Here is a 20998-nt window from a genome sequence, read left to right on the forward strand (position 1 = left end):
CGACGTCGGCGGGATTCCAGGGGGTGCAGTTGAACGCGACCAAGCTCGTCCACTGACAACTCGACGACCACGTCACGCACTTTCGAACGTGAGTGTTGCGTCCGGCGATTGGGCCCTTAAGCTGGGACGATGCGCACCGAGTTTCACGAACAGCTGGACTCGCTGATCGAAACGTTGAGCCAGATGTGCGGCCTGGCGGGATTGGCCATGGAACGCGCAACGCAGGGCCTCCTGCAAGCGGATCTCGTCATGGCCGAACAGGTCATCACCGACCATGAACACCTCACCCGGATGCAGGCTGCGGCTGAACAGGCGGCGTTCATCCTTCTGGCGCGACAGGCGCCGGTCGCCGGTGACCTGCGCATCGTGGTCGGTTCCATGCAGAACGTGGCCGACGCGGAACGTATGGGAGGCCTCGCACTTCACGTCGCCAAGATCGCCCGCCGGCGTCACCCCGTCCATGCGGTGCCCGAGGAGGTCAACGGATATTTCGCCGAGATGGGTCGTATTGCGGTCGAATTGGGAAACAGCGCCAAGGATGTCGTGATCTCACGCGATCCCGAGGAGGCCGCGAAGATACGGCGCGACGACGACGCGATGGATGAGCTGCACCGCCATCTGTTCACCGTGCTGATGGACAAGAAGTGGGTCCATGGAGTGGCGTCAGCTGTGGACATCACCCTTTTGGGGCGGTTCTACGAACGGTTCGCCGACCACGCCGTGGAGATCGGACGACGCGTCATCTTCGAGGCGACGGGCCGATCTTCCCCGCAGTGAGTCGCTAGCTGAGGCGGGTGACCACTCCACGATCGCCGTCGACCCGCACCCGATCGCCCGTACGAAATACCTGCGTTCCGACTAGAGTGTTGACCACACAGGGCAGGCCGTACTCGCGCGCCACCACGGCACCGTGGGAGACCGAGCTGCCGATATCGGTGACCAGAGCTGCGATGACGGTGAAGTACGGCGTCCACCCGACATCGGTGACCGGTGCGACGAGGATCTCTCCCGGCTGGACGTCCCGCGCGTCGTGAACCGACTTCGCCACGCGCACAACGCCTTCGACCGAACCGCGGCCCGCTGGACGTCCGAGGACGGAGTCGGCGTCGGTCACGCGCGGTGGCGCCGTCTCCGGTGTGGGTCGGCCCACCGACACGTCGTTGAATTCGAGTGCATCCTGGAACGCGAGCGCCTGTCGCCGCGCCAACGCCTTCTGTACGAGCTCGCTGATGTCGCCGTCGGAGACGACGTCTCGAAGTTCGTCGCGGTCGAAGAAGAACACCAGATCGGCATCGGGCAGCCGGCTGGTTCGGGCGAGCACCTCACCAAGGTGGCGATAGCCGCGCTTGAGGGAATGCGCCATGAGCGCCATTTTGGCCTTGGTCTCTTCACGCCCGCGGGCGCCGCCCTGCGCGAGGCGGGCGAGGATGGTGATGGCTCGGGGCGTGGTCTCGCTGTCCGTTCGGTGGACGGGATGGGGTGCGGATCCGACGGTGTCGCGTGTCGCGCGGAGCATGACCTGCATCATGGACCCCAGGCCGGCGGGGTCGTCTGCCCAGGACGGGTCGCGCATGCACAGCTCGCGGTAACCGCGGTGGCCGTGGCGATGCAGAAATTCCCGCAGCGCCGTTCCGCTGCGACTGTCGGCGCGCTGCAGGTGGACTATGGCCGCTTCCGGTGGGTCGGCCAGGAAACGGTCGCATGCTTCGCGGTCGTCGGCGAGGGTTTTCACCACGGCCTGGAGGTGGTCGAGCATCATGGCGCTCTCCACGTCGCTCGCTCCTGCCATCAACCGCATGGCATCGGCGCGCCCATCCTCTTCGGTACGCCCCGACTTGACCGCCTGCTTGATGAGCGTGCTTTCCAGAATATTGGCCGCCACCGCGGCGCGCGACGACGAGCGCACATGGACCAGCGTCACGTCGCAGTACAGATCCACCCCGGATTCCAGCTGCCGCAACACCAATCGTGGGTCGTCACTGTGCGGAACCGGGAAGTCCGCGATCCTGCTGTCGAGCCGCCGGATCGCCGGACCGACCGACAGCGAATACGACACCAGCCGGACGGTGTTGACGAGCTTGCGCGTAAAAGGTTGTGGAGGTTCGGGTTTCAATTCTTCGACCACGCGGCCGCAGATGGACATCGAGAACTGCTCACGGCTGTTCCCGAGAATTCCCGCGCTCAGGGCCGTCCCCTCGGTCATGTTCAGAAACATGTGACCGTAGAAGTAGCCCACCTGCAGCCAGGGTTTCTCGTAGCGCGGCTGCGCCCGTGCCACCACCTGGGTCATCTGCATCGCATAGTCGATGGCGTATCCCGACACCGAGGCGGTCAAGGGGCAGAACGCCCCCGGCATCATCTCGCCGATGTTGCAGCGGGTGTAGACGTGATCGGCCCCGGCCAACGGCGAATCCATCTCGTTGAGATCGCCGGGCAAGGTGGTGATGGGTCGCGCCTGCAGCCACCACAGCGTGCCGGCGCGGTCGATGGCCCACTCCAGATCCATCGGCTTGCCCCAGTGTCGGGCGGCCCTCAGGGCGCCGGCGCGGATCTCGGCGACCTCGTCGTCCGACAACACCGGAGAGGAATTGCAGTCGACGATTACGGCGGCACCGGAGGAGTCGAGCACGAGATGGTCGGGGGAGGCCGAGCCGTCCACAAGCGCTTCGCCCAACCCGGCGATGGCGTCGATGACCACCAGGTCGCGCCGCCCCGTCGCGGGATCCGCAGTGAACACGACCCCTGCGGCACGTGCGTCCACCATCTGCTGGACGACGAGATGCATGGCGGCCGTGGCTTCTCCGCTGTAGGACGACGCGCGCTCCGAGCTCACCGATCCGACGCAACGTCGCACAGCTGCGGCGAAGTTGTCGACGGAGTCGACCCCCAGTACGGTGTCGTATTGCCCGGCAAAGGATTGGTCGTCACCGTCTTCGCCGACCGCCGACGAGCGCACGGCGACGGGTGTCATGCCGCGCGAGGCCATCCCGGAGTATCTGACGAGTGCATCGTCGAGCGCGCCGTGCCCGCCGGCGTCAGCGATGACGAAGCCCGCCGGAACGGAAAATCCCATCCGGTGCAGTTCGGCCAGGCCGGCGGCTTTGCCGCCGTAGCGCTGGTCGGTGATGTCGTCGAAATCTATTGTCTGTGAGGTCATGTCGCGATCGATGTTCTGCTAGTCGGCTACGTCGGTCCAGTCGCGGAATCCCGACGGGAGGTGCGGCCCTATCACTGCGTGCTCGAACAGTCCCGCCCCCTGGCGGGTGGTCCCGTCGGATTCGGTGCACACCGCTTCACCGACGTGGTCGATGAGGCTGAACGGTGCGCGGGCCATCACGGCCGGATCGGTGAGGTCGAAGTCGACCCGCTCGGTGAATGGACCGCCCTTCCACGTACCGTGCGCCCACGAGGTGTCACCGCCGTAGCCCGAACCGAAAGCGATGGGGGCGAACAGTTTCGACGTGACATCCAGTTGGATCCGGTCGCCGGCCCGGTTCATGAATTCGACGTGCGCGCCGTGGGGGATCCGAGTTCCTGGCGTGTAGTGGATGGTGGCGCGCACTCCGTCGAGCTGTTCGACTCTGCCGTCTCTCCACCGCCGCGTGCAGTCGTAGAGACTACGGCGGCCGTCGGGGTCCTCCTGAAGGATGAGGAAAAGCTGGTAATCGTCGAAGGCCAAGGGCAGGTACAGCCACCACATGCCTTGGAAAGCGGCGTCGGGGCGACCCGCAGGCTCCGGTTCGCCGATCGGACGAATGCCCCACGATCGATCACGGGCGCCGACGTTCCCGGCGGGTTCGACCGTCATCCGGTCGCCGTCCACCTCGATCCACCCCTCCCAGTTGCCGACCTGCGCGAATCTGCACGCCTGCAGCGTCACTCGCCGTTCGGTCAGCATCTCGTGCGGGTGTTCTAGTGCGGCCGGGAACAGCCCGCGCCACATGAGATCCGCCGAAATCCCCTCCGTCTCAGCCACGGTCAGATGGAGCTGCTGCAGCGGTTCGACGACGTCGAGTCGGTAGCCGTTGACGTTCTGGTGCAGACGGTCCTCGTCGATCGCGTCGCTGAAGTGCACGGCAGTCTGGGTGTCGCCTCGGCGGACGAGGAAATACGCGTCCTTCACGCCGAGGCGGGGGTAGTAACCGATGCCGGTCAACGCCATGAAGGCGCCGCCCCGATCGAGCACGTTGAAGTACGACCGATCGTAGAAGTTCCGATCCGAGGTGGCAGGGGAGGCGACAGGTGACGCGACCTGATGAATCGGATACTCGTCGAGCGGGCTGAGATTCATGAGCCTCCCTCAAATACGATACGAACTGTATCGGAATACACTCGGAACATGACAGCAGATCGGACCGAGGATGGCAAGATGCGCGCCCGGGCTGGCGCGGGTCGTCCTCGCGACGGGCGCATCGACGCCGCCATCGTCGCGGCCACTCGCGAATTGATCCTGGAGACGGGGTATCCGGCGTTGTCGCTGTCGGCGATCGCGGCGCGTGCCGGTACCACCACGGCGGCCGTCTATCGGCGATGGTCGGGCAAGGTGCACCTCGTCCACGAAGCGGTGTTGTCGGACGAAGAGATGCCCGAGCTCACGACCTCCGGCGATGTCCGCCAGGACATCAGGGCCATGGTGGAGTCGATTCGGACCATGTTCGACAGACCGGAGGTGCGGGTGGCACTGCCCGGCTTGATCGCGGACACGATCGCCGATCCCGAGCTGCACAGCATGATGATCAGCCGCCTGAGCCGCAATCTTGGTGCGTTCGAGACGCGATTCGGCCAACAGCGCCGCGGCGGCGACGAGCTACCGCTGCTTGCCGAAGTCGTCGCGGGCAGCGCCATCTTCCGCATTCTGGTCCGACAAGACGCTGCTCTCGACGACGCGTGGGTGGACGCGATGACCGACATGATCGCCGAGCCCTGGGCGCTCGGTCCTCAACGCCGACAGGGCGCAACGGCTACTGACGAGCGCGACGCGCCAGCCGGGCCGGGTCGTGGATGATCGTCGTCTTGCCGGCCTGCTCGATCCAGCCGCGCTGGGAGAACTCCGAGAGCGCCTTGTTGATGGTCTCCCGGGACGAGCCGGCGAGCTGGGCGATCTCTTCCTGCGTGAGACCGTGCTCCACCCTCAGCGACGCACCCTGCTGGGTGCCGAACCTGCGCGCGAGATCGAGAAGCTGCTTGGCGACGCGGCCGGGCACGTCGGTGAAGATCAGATCGCACAGCGCGTCGTTGGTGCGACGCAGTCGGCGGGCCAGCACCCGGAGAAGTTGTTCGGCGATCTCGGGGCGTTCGGCGATCCAGAATCGCAGCGCGTCGCGGTCCATCGTCACGGTCTGAAGCGCCGACAGCGCGGTGACCGTCGACGTCCTCGGTCCCGGATCGAAGATCGCGAGCTCTCCGAACATGTCGGCGGGTCCCATCAGTGTCAGAAGGTTCTCGCGCCCGTCGGGTGCGGTGCAGCCGACCTTCACGGTGCCCGCCGTGATGATGTAAAGGCGATCGCCCAGTTCTCCTTCGGAGAACACCTTGTGTCCGCGGCGGAAGGAGATCTCCTGCAGCTGACTGGACAATGCGGCCACCGCCGCCGGGTCCACGCCCTGAAAAATGGCGGCGCGCGTCAGTACGTCGTTCACACTGCCCTTTCCGGCTCACGCGCTTGATCCACGCCGTCTCGGGCCATGCCTTACACGATCAAGAGCAACCGTAAAGTATCAGCTACTCACCGGCCGCGCGAGCGCGCCGGACGTCGCTCGGGCGCACGCTGGCCTCGAAGTTCTTGAGCCCCCAGCCGTCCGACACGGCGAAGGCCACCCGCTTGGGCTGACCGAACAGCGTTGTCCTCACCACGGTGCCCTCCGCGCCTGCCGGTACCACCGGCACGTCGAAGTCCTCGATCGTACGTTGCGCGGTTACTCTGTCTCCCCTGTGATAGCGCGTCACTTCCAGCCCCCCTGGATTGATGTTTCGAGCACGAGACCGTGACGGATGTGCCCGTGTCTTCATCGTGGCCCCGACTCTTGATGGAGTGCAACCGAATAATGGCAGCGAACGGCCGCACCGATCGAGAACGGCTGCGACTCAGCGATTGTCGGTGATGCCCAGGCTCGCGCACAGCGACAGGAAGGCGACGGCGAACGGGTTCTCCGAGGTGGCACGCCGCAATTCGGACCACTCGAGTTGCTCGCGCACAGCGCGCACAAGTGGCAACAGTTTGGCGAAATCGCAGTGATGCTCGTGGAGCGCGCGCAGCTTCTGCGTCAGGATCTCCGTCGGAGACAGCACCGGCATGGCGAGGGCAAGCACATCCTCGGTCCGAGCCCGCTCGATCAGCGACGCATCGACCGGCACCCGGTTGATGCGGTGCAGTACATCGACCAGCACGGGGCCGTCGACCGACAGCGCAGCCTTGAACAGCCATTCCTCGGGAGGGCGGCGGATGTCGAAACCTGCTTTCGAGAGAGTGGCCGCCGCAGCTTCGACGTCCTGCTCGGCTACCACGAAATCGACGTCGTGATCGGGTTCAGGGGCACCGTGCACCCACAGCGCATAGCTGCCGGCCAGCGCGAACGGCGGACCGTCGGCATTGAGCGCCGACGCGGCACGCTTCAGCGCCTCGCGCAGATCTTCGTGGGACACATCGCACCGCCGTTGGTTTCTGTCGCAGGGTGGGTAGTGGGGTACCCATGAAGTTGGTGACCTTCAACATCCTTCACGGCCGCACGCCGGGCGACGGGGTTGATCTGGACCGCTTCGTCGACTGCGTCAGGAAACTGGACGCCGACATCCTCGCGCTGCAGGAAGTCGACTCCATTCAGGCCAGGTCCGGATTGGCGGATCTGACCGCGCTCGCCGCGGAGGCGATGGGGGCGCGCAGTCACCGGTTCGTCGCGGCCATCGCAGGTACCCCCGGTGCCACGTGGATGGCGGCGACGGGGGAGGAGCAGCCGGGGACGGCCGGCTACGGCGTCGCGTTGCTGTCCCGCTATCCCGCGTTGAACTGGCAGGTGTTGCGCCTACCGAGGATCCCGTTCCGCTTTCCGCTGTATTTGCGCGAGCCGGGAAAGGTCATCGTCGTCAACGAAGAACCGAGGGCCGCCGTGATCGGTCATTTCGACACACCGCTCGGCGCGATGACGGTGGTCAACACGCACCTGTCCTTCGTGCCGGCGTGGAATCGCTTTCAACTGCACAGGTTGATGCGCGACGTTCGCGGCCTCCCGGCGCCGCGCATCCTCACCGGGGACCTCAACATGTCCGCCGGGCCTGCGCGCCGATGGTCGCGGCTCCGACAGCTCGCCTCGGCGCCGACGTTCCCTGCGGACAGGCCCAGTCGACAGCTCGACCACGTGCTCACCGACGATCCGACCCTGACCGCGTATGCCTGCGAGACTCCGGCGTTGCCCGTCTCCGATCACCGGCCGCTGGCGGTGCAGCTGCGGCGGTCGGAGCCTAGGTGAGGAATCGAGATGTGTACGGCGCGAAGCGCTCTCGTAGCTCGTCGGCATCGAGCCCGAACATGGCCGCGGACGTGTGGACCCTTCCGTGCCTGCCCCGACGGTGGCTCTGCAGATATTCCGTGATGGCGGATCGTGCCGCGTCGTCGAACGTCTCGCCGGTGATCTGGTAGACAGACGCGGCAACGCCGAGTTCGTCGGCCATGAAATCGTCGAACCGGACATCGATGGACCGCTCGGAGGCGACGGTGTCGCGGTCGCGGACGACGGCGCCGAGAAGTTTCTCCAGCCGATCGATCCACGCCGCGGCCACCGTCGGGACGTCGACCTTGTCGCGATGCATCCGCTCGGAGTAGGCGACCATCGCAACCATCGACAGCGCCACGGGGATGGGGTCTCGGTGTGTGAACACCACGGTGGCAGCGGGCATCACCTCGTTCAGGACCCTGATCTGTCCGAGGTGTTGCGGTGACTTGAGCACCCACCGGCCGCCTCCGCGGAGAAACTGCAGCGCCTTGAGCTGGGTGACCATATAGCGGTACGTGGACGTCTGATCCCGGTTCCAGTAGTAGTCGGTCCAGCGCGGAACATGTGCCAACGTCTCCATCAACATCGTCGAGAAGTCATTGGCCAGCAGCTGAATCTCTTCGTGCACATGGTCGGTGGTCATCTCGTGCATCAGCGCGAAGTGCGGCATCAGCAGATCCATGGTCTGCACTGCGATGTCCATTCGCCCGATCCTCGGGTCCGGCTCGATGCCGGCCTCTGCGGGTAGCGGGAACGGTTCCACGCTCTCCCAGTAGGGCAGGCTGCGGAAGGTCGGCGCCGCCGCGAGCAGGTTGTGCAGATGGGTGGTGCCCGAACGGGGAAGGCCTGCGATGACGACCGGCGGGACGAGCTCGACATCCTCGATCTCGGGGTGGCGCCGCAACAGGTCGGTCAGAAGTAGACGGTTCTTCAGCCATTGGACGAGCTGAGCATGGAAGTTCACGATGCCCGGGCCGTGCATGTCGATCTCGCGAAGCTCGGCCAGGTAGCGGTCGAGCCGTTCGCGATAGTCGTCGGGACCGAAGTCGCTCAGGCCGGTCGCCTCGGCGGCTCGCGTGTGGAGCACGTCGGAATCCAGCGGGCAGTCGCCGACGAGCGAGGCCATCATCTCCCGAAGTTGTTGTGCCTCATCGCTGTACCGCGGCTCGGAAAGGTCGTCGAGGTAGATCAGCCCATCTGTGGTCTCCGTCACACCGAGTTATGTTACTCTCAGTATCGTAATGACGACAGACATTGGACGGCCCAGAAACAGGGCGATCGACGATGCGGTGCTGCGGGCGACGGTCGCACTTCTGGGCGAGTCCTCGTATACCGAACTGTCCTTGGATGTGGTCGCCGCGAGGGCCGGCACCAGCAAGCCCGCAATCTATCGGCGGTGGCGCGGCAAGGCACATCTGGTGCACGAGGCCGTTTTCCCGATCGATGCGACCACGACCATCCCTGCCACCGGATCATTGGACGGGGACGTGCGCGAGATGATCACGCGCACGCTGTCGGTGCTCAGCACGCCGGCGGCGCGCGCCGCGCTGCCTGGGCTCATCGGAGAAATGGCGTCGGATCCGACGCTGCACGACGCGCTGTTGGAGCGCTTCGGCGACATCCTCGTGCGCGGGCTCAACGACTATCTCGAAGCTGCGATCGGGCGGGGCGCCGTGCGCCACGACGTCACCGCCGCTGAGCTTGCCGAAGCGATTGCCGGAATGACATTGCTGGCGCTGATCACTCGCGGTGCGACCGTCGACGACGAGTGGATCGACCGAACCGCGAAGCTCATCACGAAAGGAATCAGCGCATGACCACCCACGAGGCCACCGACGCGTGGCGGGAACTGCTCGACACGTTGCGCGGGCTCGACGAGTCCTTCATGACGGGTCCCAAGGCGGTCACCGATGACCGCCATATCGCCGATGGCTACCGGATGATCGCGACCACGCTGGGCGTCGCGCTCGACACGTACCTGTTCGCCGATCCCGGCCGTCCACGCTGGCTTGAGGTCAATTCGCCCTTCCGGCCGGACCGCCGCTGGGGTGGTGACAACACCGATGCCATCTACTACATGTGCCCGGTGGACCCGGCCCGTCGCTATCGGATCACCGGGAATCGCGGTGACAGCGTGTACTTTTCGGTGACCGCCTACAACGAGCCGTCGCCGGGTGCCTGGTCGGACAGGATCGTGGCGATCCTGCGTGACGACGACCTCGACATCGACAAGGACGGTAACTTCGCCTTCGAGTTCGGGCCGGAACCGGACGCCGCGATGTTGATGACGCGCGACTACCAGGCCGACCCGCTGGTGGGTCGCCCCGTCACGTGGACCATCGAGGCGCTCGAACCGCCGGAACCGTTCCGGCACGGCGAGGCCGAGACCGCGGCGGCGCTGCGCGCCGGCGCCGCGTGGTTGCGGACGATGTTCGCGATCCTGCCGCTGGCAGTCGGCGTGAAGAACACCGACGCCCACAACCTCGGTCACGAAACGACGATGTCCGCCAACGATTTCGCCGATCCGTACCAGGTTCCCGACGCCAACTTCGGCTGGTCGGCACGGGACGCCTGTTATGCCTATGGCAGTTTCGATCTCGCCGAGGACGAAGCGCTCGTGATCACCCACCGTCCGCCGGCCTGCCGGTTCTGGAACCTGGTCGTCTGGAACCAATTCATGGCGGTGCCGGGGGTGCCCGACGCGCGCAGTTCGGTGAACGGCTTCACGGCGCTGCCCAACAGCGACGGAACTGTGACGGCAGTGGTGTCGCGTGGGCTGACCCGTCATCCGAATTCGCTGACCACCTTGGACTATCCCCGGGGGAACCTTGCCTTCCGCTGGTTCCTCGCCGACGAGGTGCCGGCGCGGCCCCAGGTCACCCTCGTCAAGATCTCGGATGCGCCGACCACGCTCGCGTGACACTCAGTCACCCGCGGAAAGGACTTTGGTCCTTTCCGCGGGTGACTGCGGCCCACTGATGTCAGGTCGGGCTCGGCGCTAGCCTGAGGGTGTCAGACGGCAGACACCGCAGTCGTCGTCGGTGACCGACGAGGAGGCACCCCAGATGTCCACTCAACCAGCGCCCTTCGGCATCGTCGTCGGCGTCGACGGCTCGGCCGCGTCGCGCGTCGCGGTCGATTGGGCTGCGCGCAATGCTGCGATGCGTCGAATCCCACTGACCCTGGCGTACGTGCTGCCCAGTGCACTGATGCAGTCCTGGATCCAGGCCCCACTGCCTACCGCATTCTTTGAAGACGAAAAAGAAGAGGCGGCAAGGGTTCTCGCAGACGCAAGGAAGGTGAGCGAGGCGGCCGCAGAAGGTGTCGTGCTGGCCGTCACCGAGAAGGTGCTGTCCGGGCAACCGGTGCCCACACTGGCCGACGTGTCCAGGACCGCCGACCTGATCGTCGTCGGCAGTAGGGGACTCGGCAAGTGGGAGCGCCGCCTGCTCGGCTCGGTCAGTACCGGCCTCGTCCAGCACGCGCACTGCCCTGTGGCGGTGATCCACGATGAGGACCCGCTGATTCCGCACCCCTCCGAGGCGCCCGTCGTCGTCGGTGTCGACGGCTCGCCCGCGAGCGAGCATGCCACCGCGATCGCCTTCGACGAAGCGTCGCGTCGTGGGGTGGGTCTGATCGCGGTCCACACCTGGAGCGACGCCGGATACGAATTGCCCGATGCCGGGTGGACGGAGATCCAGCCGGAAGAGGACATGCTTCTCGCCGAGCGACTGGCGGGGTGGCAGGAACGCTATCCCGACGTGGCGGTGAAACGGGTCGTCTGCCGCGACCAGCCCGCACGGCGCCTGCTCGATGAGGCAGCCGAGGCCCAACTGTTGGTCGTGGGCAGTCACGGCCGCGGCGGTTTCGCGGGCATGCTGCTCGGCTCGGTCGGCTTGCAGGTGGTTCAGTCGGCGCGGGTGCCGGTCATCGTCGCGAGAAGGCCGACAGGCTAGCGCGTGGTCAGTCGGCCGTAACGCGTGATGTGGTGATCCGTTGAGCCGAATTCGAACTGCAACGCCGTCAACCTCTTGAAGTAGTGCCCGATGGCGAGCTCTTCTGTCATCCCCATGCCGCCGTGCAGTTGCACCGCCTGCTGGCCGACGAACTGCGCGGCCCGTCCCACCGTCGCTTTGGCCGCCGACACCGCCTGCGCCCGGGTGCTTTCGTCCTCGTCGAGTTTGAGGATTGCGAGCAGGACCGCCGCGGCTGACTGCTCGACTTCCATGTACATGTCGACCATCCGGTGCTGCAGGACCTGGAAGCTCCCGATCGGCTGACCGAACTGCTGCCGCTGCTTGCAGTACTCGACAGTGTCCGCAAGGACCTTTCGCATGCAGCCGACTGCTTCGGCGCTGATCGCTGCCGCACCTTCGTCGCGCGCGCGGGCGAGCGAGGCCCACGCGGCGCCTTCGTCCCCGAGCAACGCCGTGGCCGGAACCCGGAACCCCTCGAGCGTGATGTCCGATGCCCGTCGGTCATCGACGGTGCGGTAGTGGTGAAACTCGATATTGCTTGTGGCCGAGGCTATCTCGACGAGGAACAGCGAGATGCCCTCTGTGTCCGTCCGCTCGCCGGCAGTGCGTGCGCTGATCAGCACATGGGTTGCCAGAGGTGTCGATGCCGAGACGATCTTCTCGCCGGTCAGTAACCAGTCCCCGCCGTCGCGGACGGCCTTGGTGGTGACGTCCTGCCAGAACTCGCCGGAGGTGGCTTCGGTGGCGGCCAGTGAGACGACGGCGGTGCCGGAGACGATCCGCTCCAGCAAGGCTCCTGCGGCGTCACCACACGCGCGGCGCAGCAGTCCGGCGGCCACGACCGCGGTGTCGACATAGGGTTCGATCACGAGGGCGTGTCCGAGCGCCTCGGCGATCAGCATCATCTCGACCGCGCCGCCGCCGATGCCGCCGGCATCCTCCGGCAGGGCGGCGCCGAGGATGCCGAGTTCCTTGGCGAAGGCGTGCCAGATCTCGGGCTGCCAACCCGCCCCCGTTTTCGCTGCGGCACGGCTCTTTTCCAGCCCGTAGCGGGTCGACAGGAACCGCGTGAGGCCGTCGCGGAGCAGACTCTGTTCGTCGGTGAGCTTGAAGTCCATTTACAGTCCCAATGCGGCTTTGGCGAGGATGTTGCGCTGAATCTCGTTGCTGCCGGCGTAAATCGAGCCGGCCCTGTCGTTGAAGTACCGCAGTGGGGCGACCGCCTGCCACGGCTCGCCGCTGACGTAGTGACCCGGGGGCGGCTCGAACTCCGCGATGGGTCCACCCGGGAACGTCGCGTGCGGTTGGTAGACACGTCCGCGCGGTCCCGCCGCCTCCATCGCGAGTTCGGTGATGGCCTGGCTCAACTCGGTACCGAGGACTTTGAGCATCGACGACTTGGCGCCGGGGTTGCCCCCTTCGGCGACGACGGCCAGCACCTGATACTCGAGGATCTCCAGCACCTCGGTGCGGATGCGTACGTCGGCGAGCTTGCGCGCGAACGCGGGGTCACCGAGCAGTTTCCCGCCACCGGGGCCGGGTTGCTCATCGGCGACCGAGGCGATGTTCTCGGCCATCACTTGGAGGGCGGGCGCCACCGCTCCGCCACCACGCTCGAACTCCAGCAGATACTTGGCCACCGTCCAGCCGTCGTCGATCCGGCCGATGACATTCGCCTTCGGAACCCGCACCTCGTCGAAGAAGACCTGGTTCTGCACCTCTTCGCCCGAGGTCATCACGAGCGGCCGGATCTCGATGCCCTGGGTGGACATGTCGATGAGAATGAACGTGATGCCGCGCTGCTTCCTGTCCGAGCGGGTAGTACGGACAAGGGCGAACATCCAATTGGCCTCTCGGGCATGGGTGGTCCAGATCTTGCTGCCCGTGCAGACCAGGTCGTCACCGTCATCGCGGGCGGCCATCGTCAGTGCCGCCAGGTCCGACCCGGCCTCCGGTTCGGAGTAGCCCTGGCAGAAGAACACCTCGCCGGTCAGTATCCGCGGCAAGAAGTAGTCCTTTTGCTCGTCTGTGCCGAACTTGATGATCGCGTGGGCGACCATCCTGATCCCCATCGGCGAGAGGGAAGGGGCGCCCGCCAGCGTCGACTCGCGGCTGAAGATGTAGTGCTGCGTCAGGCTCCAGTCGCAGCCGCCATGGGTGACCGGCCACGCCGGCGCCGCCCAGCCCTGCTCGTGCAGGATTCGCTGCCACTCCATACTCGCGTCGTGGTCGGCGTAGACGCTGGTCATCAGCCGTCCGGCGCGGCGCAGCTCGGGGGTCAGTCTGTCGTCGAGGAATGTCCGCACTTCGTCGCGGAATGCAAGGTCGGTCGCCGACCATCCCAGATCCATCGACGTCTCCTTTCTGCCAGGCGATTCAGACAGAGTAAACCTAGTTAGTTAAGTGGCGGGCGAGGTGGTGCGATTACGGCCTCAGGGGACGACAGGCGTGAGACGGGTCACGTCTTGATCAGCGGGACCGGCGGATCACGTGAAGGCCGCACCCGGCCCCTGCGGTGGTAGGTTGCGACAGTTGCCACAGTCCGTGATGGCAAATCCCCTCAAAACCCATCACGGCTGTGGCAACGCGGGGCCGCATCCTGGTTTTGGCCACCTATCCGCCATGCCATAGCCTTTAGCGGCCGAACAGCTCCGGCTTCGGCTAATCCATTGCACATAGCGAGGCGAATCACCGTGTCCTGCGATCCCGACTGGGACGACGAAGTCGACGTCGTGTGCACCGACAGCGGTGTGGCCGGTCTGGCGACAGCGATCTCCGCGGTCGACGAAGACAGCGAGGTGTTCATCGCCGAACTGCAATCGAGCTCAGCGTCACTGACCACGCGTCGACGCGGGTGGTTCGCGGTGGGCGGCGACGTCGACACCGACGAGTACCTCGGTGAGCTCACGGCCGACATCGACATCACGACCCTGACTCAGCCTGACGCCGATCTGCCCGTCCGCCTCGCAGGGGAACCTCTTCCGCCCCGACGGCGGCCTATCCCCACGTTCGAGGGTTGGCGATTGCGGGAGTGGGCGTCGCGGTGCATCCCGTCTCCGACGGGTTACCTCTACACCCAGGTGACCGACTGGACGTCCGTCACCGTGGATTGCGGAGACGACGAGCTTCTCAAGGTCACCGAGATCGGCGAGACGACGCCGGACCCGGCGAGGCCGATCGGGTCGGTGCACGAATGGCTTGTCGCCGAAGCGCTTGCGCGCAATGTGTCGCCGTATCCGGTGGCGAGTTTCGACGGTCTGGTGTTCGAAGAGGGTGTCGTCGTCGGCGCGACGTTCTCAACGGGCCGCGGGTCCCGGATGATTCGGGCTCGCCACGGGGTCTTGATCTGCCGGAACACCACCGACGCAGATAGTGTCCTCGGCGGACTCGTGCCCGGCGGTACGCCGTTGCGGGTCGCGCTGGTGGGCAAGGAAGCCAGCCGCTTCGGCCGCCTCGAACTGCTGACCTCAGATGTCGAGGCGGCCGCGATGGCGCGACCGTCGTTGGGTCACGCGGGCGGCGTCACGGCTTCGAAAAGCTGACCGGGATACGGCCCTTCGCGAACAGCGACTCCATCGCCGCGCCGGCGATCGGACGCGACAGCAGGAAGCCCTGCGCCCGGTGGCAGCCGTGCCTGAGCAGGGTGAGCGCCGCGGCGTCGGTTTCCACTCCCTCGGCGACGAGCTCAAGGCCGAAGGCTTCGGCGAGCGCGATGATCGCGCGGACGATCGCGAGATCTCCTGGGTCGGAACCGAGTTCGCGCACGAATCCCTTGTCGATCTTGAGGGTGTCGACCGGCAGGGATTTCAGATGGGACAGTGCGCTGTAGCCGGTGCCGAAATCGTCGATCGCAATGCGGACACCGGCCTCCTTGAGACCGTCGAGCGTGATGCGGGTGGCCTCGATGTCGTCGACCACGACGCTCTCGGTGATCTCCAGGCAGATGGACCCGTGTTCGAGGCCGAACTCGTCCATGACGTTGGCAACGGCCTCGACGAAGCCGTCGGTGACGAGTTGCACCGGCGAGACGTTGATTCGCATGATCGCGTCCTTGGCGATGCCGCGTGCGCGCCAGCTGGCGAAATCGGCACACGCCGAACGCAATACCCAGCGACCCAGTTCCCCCGCAAGGTTGATCGACTCGGCGACACCGATGAACGAATCGGGGGAGAGCAGTCCGCGCGTGGGGTGCTGCCACCGGACGAGTGCTTCCGCGGCCAGGATGTCTCCGGTCCGCATGTCCACTTCGGGAAGGTAGTGCAGCAGCAGCGCGCCGTTCTCGATCACGTTCTGCAGATGTAGCTCGATGTCGTTGTTGAACTCGTTCTGCATCGACATGTCGTCGGTGAACACCGAGACCTTGTTGCCGCCGGAGCTTTTCGCGGCGAGCACAGCCTGGTCGGCACGCCTGAGCAGATCGGAGGTGGTGTCCCGTCCCGGGACACCCTGCGCGACACCGATGCTCACCGTGCGCGTCAGCATCTCACCGTCGATCGATACGCGCTCGCGCAGTACCGCCTGCAGTCGCTCGGCGAGTTCGACGGCCGCGTCGCCGTCCATCGGCTTGGTGGGGACGACGACGAACTCGTCCCCGCCCAGACGTGCGATCAACGTCGGGCACTCGGCGCCCCTGCGAAGGCGTTCGGCGAGTACCCGGATGAACCAGTCGCCTGCGGTGTGGCCGAGGTAGTCGTTGATGGCCTTGAGGCGGTCCAGGTCGAAGAACAGTGCCGTCACAGGTCCCGGCTGCCCTTCGGCGAGACGTTCGTCGAGGTGTGCCAACAGGGCGCGGCGGTTGTACAGACCGGTCAGGTCATCGTGTTCGGCCAGATAGCGGAGCTTGTCCTCGGCCTGCACCCGGGCTTGGGTCTGCGCGAACAGTGAGGCGATCGCTTTGAGCGCGTTGAGTTCGGCGTCTGTCCAGTCGCGATCGCCGAACTTGACGAATCCGAGTACGCCGGTGGTGAGGTCTTCGGACAGCAGCGGCACACACGCCATCGACGTGGCGGGCACGTCCCTGCCTTCGTTGATCGTCTGTTGATACTCGTCGGTGGCCGGTTCCGGCCGGAACACCACCGGTTCCTTCTGGTGCTCGGCGAGAGCGAAGACCGGATCGGCGTCTGCGAAGTAGACGACGCCCAGGGGATCGGGGTCGGGAATGCCCGGCCGTACGGGCCACTCGGCCACCAGCACCGACGCGCGGATCGCGTGATCGTTGCGTCGCAAGAAGCTCACGTCGACGTTGAAGAACTTGACGAGGTCGGCCAGGACCCCCTGGCTGACCTCAACCCATGTATGTGCCCCGACCCCCATCAGGCGCGTCGCCACCGAAGTGACCACGAGATCCAGGCTCTCGGACACTGACCTCCGTCCCGCTTCAGGTCGGTGTGGATCGACCGGGTGATTGTCGACGCCTGCTCGGCACCGACGGGTCGGGTGCGCGGCAGAGCCTGAGGATCAGGATCAGCGACTCATCCGATGCGATGTCAAACAACGTTTCGAGAGAGTATTGCAGGTCCGCGAGCTGCCGCGAGTACGACGGTGACAGCGCGTCGAGTTCCTGCGGCCGTCGGGCGTACAGGAATGCAGGTGAGATAGGTTGAACGGCTAAATTTTCTTTCTGCGCGGCGATCCACACCGCCTCCAACGCCGACCCGCCGCGCGCGTAGTCGGCGAGCGTGTCGCCACGCACCGACAACACGGCGACGCCCGCGGCGGCCGACACGGCCGAGCGGGTGGCCTCACCCAGCGCCGATCCCGCGTCCCAATCGGCGAGGTGGGCCATCACCGCCCCGCTGCGAAGGATGTCGAGGAATGCCAGGTCGGCGTCGGCGAGCTCAAGGCTTCGGACGTCGATTCCGGTGTCGGGGTCGGCGTCCCCCGGCCAGCGCAGTTCGCTGATCATCTGCGAGTGCAGCAGAGGCGTCAGGTAGCGGATGCGATCCGCCTCGGCCAGTACCGAGGCCACGCCGTCGATGTCGGTGGCTGAGGTGATCAGCCGCAGCCGGGCGCCTTCTCCCTCGGCGGCGTGTGCCAGCGACGCGACCACATCCGGGGGGATGTCCACCCGGACGCCGGCGCGACGGTTCGTCTCGCGCTGCAGCATTGCGTCGAACTGTTTCGCGAGATCGGCATCCGCGCCGGCTCTGGTGTGGACGACGGCGGTCAGCGGCGAGGATTCATCTTCTGCCCGGTACTCCACCTCGGCCGTCAACCCGTGGGCGGCGGCGGCGACCCTGGCATTGAAGGTGGCGGCGCCGACGGCGACGGCACTGCCGCGGAAGCCGATGTCCATGGCCGACGTGAGGTCTGGGTCGACCCGGATGGTCAACCTGGCGGCATCGACGTCGATCGTCCACGGCTGAGTGTTCCCACCGGAAGGAGCCCGTGCTGCCGCAGCGGCCATCGCCGCGATCGCATCGTCGGTCGGCGGCATCGTCGGCGAACCCGCGTCGCGATGGACGGGAGATTGCAGGCTGCTCGCGTCCTGCTGAGGCGACGGGTCTCGGATGTCGTCGAGGATGGCCGGCACATCGACCTTCACGCGTCCCGAGGGCAGCTCTTCTCCCAGCCCGATGCGCCGCACCGCCTCGGCCACTGTCGCGGCACCGATGGCGACCTCTGAGGACAACTGCGGCCACGTCGACAACGTCTTACCCACTTCGAGCAACGAGGCCTGCATGCGCGGTCGCAGCACCGCTGCGTCGATGACCCGCAGCACGTGGGGCACCTTGTCTTTACTGCTGAGGCTGGCCAGATGCTCGGCGTCGACATCACCGAGCAGACCGTGAAACACAGGACGCTGAGGTTCTCGGTCGAAACGTTCGACGTCGAGCAGACCGCCGCTGCTCGTGGCCATCAGTACCGGCAGCCGACGCTCCCGTGCGCCCTCCCGGATCCGCACCTTGACGTCGAGCGAATCGCATTCCTCGATCACGATGTCGAGGCCATCGAGGAATGCGTCGATCGAATCGGCGGTGATGCCCGAGGTCGCCAGATGGACGGGAAGATAGGGGTCCAGCTCGGCGATGCGCCTGGCGCACGCCACGGCCTTGTTGAGACCGAGGTCGAAGACCGAGGCAGGCACCCGGTTGAGGTTGGTCAATTCCAGGGTGTCGAAGTCGGCAAGCCGCAGTTCGCCGCAGAGCCCTTCGGCCGCCAGGGCATGGGCAATGGCGTGTCCCACACTGAGTCCCACGACGCCGACGCGCAGTGTCGCGAGCCGCGCCGATTCCTCGTCGGTGACGAGGTAGCGATTCCGGTCGAGGCGCACGCGTCGAAACACGTCTGGTCCCAGCACCCGCACGGCGGCGCGGCGCCACGGGTAGTAGGCCCAGCAAGCGGTCAGCGCCTGGCGATCGCCCTCGGGTATCCGGTCGATGAACTCGATCCCGCCGTCGTCGCGAAGTCGCGAGATCTGCGGCACATGCGCCGGATCCGCGGGATCCAGCAGCACGGCGCTGTGGGGGGAATCGTGCACATCGGCGTCGGTCATCGAGACACTGCGTCGATCACGGCAGGAGTTCTCCTCGGTTCCATAGCTGCGGACATTTCGCGTTGCTCGGCGAAGAACTTCGAAACCTGCGCGGGCGCAGCATGCTTCGCGAAGCTCATACGATCCCACCATGCCAGCTTGGTGTCATATCGGTGATCGGGATACGACGTGGCCGGAATCTTGGAGGCAAGGACGCCCCCCGATGTCAGCCATCGCTTGAGCACGTAGGACGCAGCGGTGGCGACGACGAATTGGATGTCGAGCAGAGTCATGGCGTGCAGAGGAGTGCGGGCGATGGCGTTCGTCACCCGCCGGCTCGCCTCAGGATCGTCGGTGACCCATGCGGTCTTCATCTCGGCGACACCGAAGGGGATGCGGTCGGCGACCATCTTGTAGACCGCGTCTTGGCCGACCTGGCCGTCCCACTCTTTGACGGCATGACACTCGTCGGCAGAACGGTACGGGCCGCGCGCGCGGATGCCGCCGATGACCCGTCCCGACGTGTCGATACATGCAGCGAACAGTGCGGTGTCGCGCCCGGTGTGCAAAGCGTCGGGATCCAGGGCCGCGGCCACACCGTGCTTGCGGTAATTCTCCAGTGCGCCCTCCACGTAGTCCTTCCAGAGGTCACGTTCGGCGGCGGGCGTGGCGTAGACGATGGTGCATTCGATTGCAGGGTCCCAGTAGCTCGGGCTGGTCGCCAGGGTTGCGCAATCGGGTGTGGCAGAGCGAATTTCAGGGATTGTCATTATGCATCCATTCATCTGCGCCAGCCTTTGAACTCAGCCGGACTCGGTGGGGGTACGTGGCGTTATCTGCACGCGCGTCAAGTATCGCGCCACAAGCGTCCGTGTTACTAGTTATCCGCAACCGATGTGATGCCATTCGGGGAGCTCGCAAGATTGGCGGGAACGCGCTTCCCTCGCTAAGCCGATAGGTGGGCTATCTTTGCGAGCGAAGTCCTTGCAGGTCAAAATACCTTCATCTGCGAGATAGCGAACAATTCGGCGGCATGGCCGGCTGTCTCGTCACGCGCTCGGCCCAGAAAAAAATTTTTGCTTTAATCGTGTGGCCTGCGGAGAAACCCATTGTCCAGTGGCAACGAGAGAGCGTGGGCCGTCGACTGGTTACCCGTTGGTAACCGACGTTTGTTTCGAAATTCGGCTGTTCTTTCGGCGAATTGGTTGCTCCATTGGTGCTCCTTTTGCGAAATTTGCTGGCATTCCTTTGCGCACTCACGTCGGCCCCGAGATTGGCGCTTAATTGACGATCGCGTGGCTTCCGCTGGGGCGGAAACGCCCTTCCTGCATTTGGAGAAATGCGTCGAGTATGACCCGCCGAGATTTCTCGGCGCAGTGTCAAGAAAATGGTGGCAAAAGAGCGATCGATTGCCACCGTCGGATGGCGCGGTTCAGTCGTTCGATGTGGCGGGCTGACTTCCGTGTCGGGGATCCGCCGGGCAGGGATATGGCACAGTGAGCGCCGGATCGGCACGCGTACGGTCGACCAGCATCTGTTACCGCAGACAGGCTTCAGAGGAGGCGCGGCGTGAAGAAGTTCAAGGATCTGGCCGAGTTCGTGTCGGCCGAGGGCACCCAACTCGGCCCCACCGAGTGGCTGGAGATCACCCAGGACCGGGTCAACCTGTTCGCAGACGCCACCGAAGACCATCAGTGGATCCATGTCGACCCCGCGCGCGCAGCCGACGGGCCGTTCGGGGGGGCCATCGCGCACGGCCTGTTGACCCTGTCGCTGCTCCCATATTTCACCCACCAGCTCTATTCCGTCGACAACGTCGCGATGGCGATCAATTACGGATACAACAAGGTTCGATTCATCACGCCGGTGCGCGTGGGTGCCAAGTTGCGCGCCAGGGCCGAGATCGCGGCAGTATCCCAGCTCGACAACGCGGTGCAGGCGACGCTGCGCACCACGGTCGAGATCGAGGGGTCGGAAAAGCCGGCGGCGGTCGCCGAGTCCATCGTCCGGTTCATCGGCTGATCCCCGGCGGCGCCGCCGCGACAAGCGTCAGAAACTAT

At 65.6% G+C, this 20998-nt stretch carries 19 protein-coding genes; 8 read left to right on the forward strand and 11 right to left on the reverse strand.

Translation table 11 applies throughout. The annotated features are described in order from the left end of the window. Nucleotides 1-129 precede the first annotated feature (129 nt). Nucleotides 130-777 carry a phosphate signaling complex protein PhoU gene (gene phoU / locus ACAG24_RS13800; protein ID WP_370472794.1) on the forward strand — a complete coding sequence of 216 codons (648 nt, stop codon included), beginning with the start codon at nucleotides 130-132 and terminating at the stop codon, nucleotides 775-777. 4 nt (nucleotides 778-781) lie between these two features. Here the strand turns inward: phoU and ACAG24_RS13805 are convergent, their stop codons facing one another. Next, nucleotides 782-3157 (reverse strand): PEP/pyruvate-binding domain-containing protein, encoded by a 2376-nt coding sequence (locus tag ACAG24_RS13805; protein WP_370472795.1) that lies wholly within the window; start codon nucleotides 3155-3157, stop codon nucleotides 782-784. A gap of 18 nt (nucleotides 3158-3175) precedes the next feature. Further along, nucleotides 3176-4291 carry an Rv3169 family protein gene (locus ACAG24_RS13810; protein ID WP_370472796.1) on the reverse strand — a complete coding sequence of 372 codons (1116 nt, stop codon included), beginning with the start codon at nucleotides 4289-4291 and terminating at the stop codon, nucleotides 3176-3178. Between the two features lie 48 nt (nucleotides 4292-4339). Here ACAG24_RS13810 and ACAG24_RS13815 point away from each other — a divergent pair, with 48 nt between their 5' ends. Next, complete coding sequence (locus tag ACAG24_RS13815) at nucleotides 4340-5005, forward strand: TetR-like C-terminal domain-containing protein (protein ID WP_370472797.1); 666 nt, start codon at nucleotides 4340-4342, stop codon at nucleotides 5003-5005. On the opposite strand, the gene ACAG24_RS13820 is transcribed toward ACAG24_RS13815, so the two are convergent. From ACAG24_RS13820 to ACAG24_RS13830, 3 genes are all read right to left on the reverse strand, one after another. Next, nucleotides 4962-5639 carry a Crp/Fnr family transcriptional regulator gene (locus ACAG24_RS13820; RefSeq protein ID WP_370472798.1) on the reverse strand — a complete coding sequence of 226 codons (678 nt, stop codon included), beginning with the start codon at nucleotides 5637-5639 and terminating at the stop codon, nucleotides 4962-4964. The two genes, ACAG24_RS13815 and ACAG24_RS13820, sit on opposite strands and share 44 nt — an antisense overlap. An 82-nt stretch (nucleotides 5640-5721) precedes the next feature. Next, a complete protein-coding gene (locus tag ACAG24_RS13825; protein ID WP_370472799.1) occupies nucleotides 5722-5886 on the reverse strand; it encodes a hypothetical protein in 165 nt (54 codons plus the stop codon). A gap of 198 nt (nucleotides 5887-6084) precedes the next feature. Beyond that, nucleotides 6085-6642, reverse strand: coding sequence for a hypothetical protein (locus ACAG24_RS13830; protein ID WP_370472800.1), 558 nt, complete (start codon nucleotides 6640-6642; stop codon nucleotides 6085-6087). Nucleotides 6643-6689: 47 nt separating this feature from the next. Here ACAG24_RS13830 and ACAG24_RS13835 point away from each other — a divergent pair, with 47 nt between their 5' ends. Beyond that, the gene (locus ACAG24_RS13835; protein WP_370472801.1) at nucleotides 6690-7463 is read left to right on the forward strand and encodes an endonuclease/exonuclease/phosphatase family protein; all 774 of its coding nucleotides are present in this window, start codon (nucleotides 6690-6692) and stop codon (nucleotides 7461-7463) included. Here ACAG24_RS13835 and ACAG24_RS13840 read toward each other — a convergent pair. Continuing rightward, nucleotides 7456-8700 carry a sulfotransferase family protein gene (locus ACAG24_RS13840; protein WP_370472802.1) on the reverse strand — a complete coding sequence of 415 codons (1245 nt, stop codon included), beginning with the start codon at nucleotides 8698-8700 and terminating at the stop codon, nucleotides 7456-7458. The two genes, ACAG24_RS13835 and ACAG24_RS13840, sit on opposite strands and share 8 nt — an antisense overlap. 28 nt (nucleotides 8701-8728) lie before the next feature. Between ACAG24_RS13840 and ACAG24_RS13845 the strand changes: the two genes are divergently transcribed. The 3 genes from ACAG24_RS13845 (at nucleotide 8729) to ACAG24_RS13855 (ending at nucleotide 11443) form a co-directional block, all read left to right on the forward strand. After that, nucleotides 8729-9304 (forward strand): TetR/AcrR family transcriptional regulator, encoded by a 576-nt coding sequence (locus tag ACAG24_RS13845; RefSeq protein WP_370472803.1) that lies wholly within the window; start codon nucleotides 8729-8731, stop codon nucleotides 9302-9304. Next, nucleotides 9301-10407, forward strand: a complete 1107-nt coding sequence (locus tag ACAG24_RS13850; protein ID WP_370472804.1) for a hypothetical protein — start codon at nucleotides 9301-9303, stop codon at nucleotides 10405-10407. The genes ACAG24_RS13845 and ACAG24_RS13850 overlap by 4 nt, the downstream gene beginning before the upstream one ends. A gap of 145 nt (nucleotides 10408-10552) precedes the next feature. Next, nucleotides 10553-11443 carry a universal stress protein gene (locus ACAG24_RS13855; RefSeq protein WP_370472805.1) on the forward strand — a complete coding sequence of 297 codons (891 nt, stop codon included), beginning with the start codon at nucleotides 10553-10555 and terminating at the stop codon, nucleotides 11441-11443. Here the strand turns inward: ACAG24_RS13855 and ACAG24_RS13860 are convergent. Together ACAG24_RS13860 and ACAG24_RS13865 are read right to left on the reverse strand one after the other, a co-directional pair. Then, nucleotides 11440-12582 carry an acyl-CoA dehydrogenase family protein gene (locus tag ACAG24_RS13860; protein ID WP_370472806.1) on the reverse strand — a complete coding sequence of 381 codons (1143 nt, stop codon included), beginning with the start codon at nucleotides 12580-12582 and terminating at the stop codon, nucleotides 11440-11442. The genes ACAG24_RS13855 and ACAG24_RS13860 overlap by 4 nt on opposite strands. After that, entirely contained in the window at nucleotides 12583-13815 is a 1233-nt protein-coding gene (locus ACAG24_RS13865; RefSeq protein WP_370472807.1) for an acyl-CoA dehydrogenase family protein, read from the reverse strand. It abuts the gene before it with no gap. A gap of 342 nt (nucleotides 13816-14157) precedes the next feature. Here ACAG24_RS13865 and ACAG24_RS13870 point away from each other — a divergent pair, with 342 nt between their 5' ends. Next, complete coding sequence (locus ACAG24_RS13870) at nucleotides 14158-15006, forward strand: hypothetical protein (RefSeq protein WP_370472808.1); 849 nt, start codon at nucleotides 14158-14160, stop codon at nucleotides 15004-15006. Here the strand turns inward: ACAG24_RS13870 and ACAG24_RS13875 are convergent. Genes ACAG24_RS13875 through ACAG24_RS13885 form a run of 3 tightly spaced genes read right to left on the reverse strand, consistent with a single transcriptional unit; the run spans nucleotide 14987 to nucleotide 19708 of the window. Then, entirely contained in the window at nucleotides 14987-16825 is a 1839-nt protein-coding gene (locus ACAG24_RS13875; RefSeq protein WP_445206190.1) for an EAL domain-containing protein, read from the reverse strand. The genes ACAG24_RS13870 and ACAG24_RS13875 overlap by 20 nt on opposite strands. Nucleotides 16826-16841: 16 nt before the next feature. Next, complete coding sequence (locus ACAG24_RS13880) at nucleotides 16842-18959, reverse strand: Rv1355c family protein (RefSeq protein WP_370472809.1); 2118 nt, start codon at nucleotides 18957-18959, stop codon at nucleotides 16842-16844. Beyond that, on the reverse strand, nucleotides 18956-19708 hold the full coding sequence (locus ACAG24_RS13885; protein WP_370472810.1) for a hypothetical protein: 753 nt from the start codon (nucleotides 19706-19708) through the stop codon (nucleotides 18956-18958). The genes ACAG24_RS13880 and ACAG24_RS13885 overlap by 4 nt, the downstream gene beginning before the upstream one ends. Nucleotides 19709-20507: 799 nt before the next feature. On the opposite strand from ACAG24_RS13885, the gene ACAG24_RS13890 reads away from it, so the two are divergent. Continuing rightward, the gene (locus tag ACAG24_RS13890) at nucleotides 20508-20960 is read left to right on the forward strand and encodes a MaoC family dehydratase (protein WP_370472811.1); all 453 of its coding nucleotides are present in this window, start codon (nucleotides 20508-20510) and stop codon (nucleotides 20958-20960) included. Nucleotides 20961-20998: the final 38 nt, after the last annotated feature.

Origin of the sequence: Mycobacterium bulgaricum, assembly GCF_041287165.2 — a bacterium.
GTDB lineage: Bacteria > Actinomycetota > Actinomycetes > Mycobacteriales > Mycobacteriaceae > Mycobacterium > Mycobacterium bulgaricum.

Coding starts and splice junctions, on each gene's coding strand:
- phoU (WP_370472794.1), top strand. CDS start 130: ATGCGCACCGAGTTTCACGAACAGCTGGACTCGCTGATCGAAACGTTG.
- ACAG24_RS13805 (WP_370472795.1), bottom strand. CDS start 3,157: ATGACCTCACAGACAATAGATTTCGACGACATCACCGACCAGCGCTAC.
- ACAG24_RS13810 (WP_370472796.1), bottom strand. CDS start 4,291: ATGAATCTCAGCCCGCTCGACGAGTATCCGATTCATCAGGTCGCGTCA.
- ACAG24_RS13815 (WP_370472797.1), top strand. CDS start 4,340: ATGACAGCAGATCGGACCGAGGATGGCAAGATGCGCGCCCGGGCTGGC.
- ACAG24_RS13835 (WP_370472801.1), top strand. CDS start 6,690: ATGAAGTTGGTGACCTTCAACATCCTTCACGGCCGCACGCCGGGCGAC.
- ACAG24_RS13845 (WP_370472803.1), top strand. CDS start 8,729: ATGACGACAGACATTGGACGGCCCAGAAACAGGGCGATCGACGATGCG.
- ACAG24_RS13850 (WP_370472804.1), top strand. CDS start 9,301: ATGACCACCCACGAGGCCACCGACGCGTGGCGGGAACTGCTCGACACG.
- ACAG24_RS13855 (WP_370472805.1), top strand. CDS start 10,553: ATGTCCACTCAACCAGCGCCCTTCGGCATCGTCGTCGGCGTCGACGGC.
- ACAG24_RS13860 (WP_370472806.1), bottom strand. CDS start 12,582: ATGGACTTCAAGCTCACCGACGAACAGAGTCTGCTCCGCGACGGCCTC.
- ACAG24_RS13865 (WP_370472807.1), bottom strand. CDS start 13,815: ATGGATCTGGGATGGTCGGCGACCGACCTTGCATTCCGCGACGAAGTG.
- ACAG24_RS13880 (WP_370472809.1), bottom strand. CDS start 18,959: ATGACCGACGCCGATGTGCACGATTCCCCCCACAGCGCCGTGCTGCTG.
- ACAG24_RS13885 (WP_370472810.1), bottom strand. CDS start 19,708: ATGACAATCCCTGAAATTCGCTCTGCCACACCCGATTGCGCAACCCTG.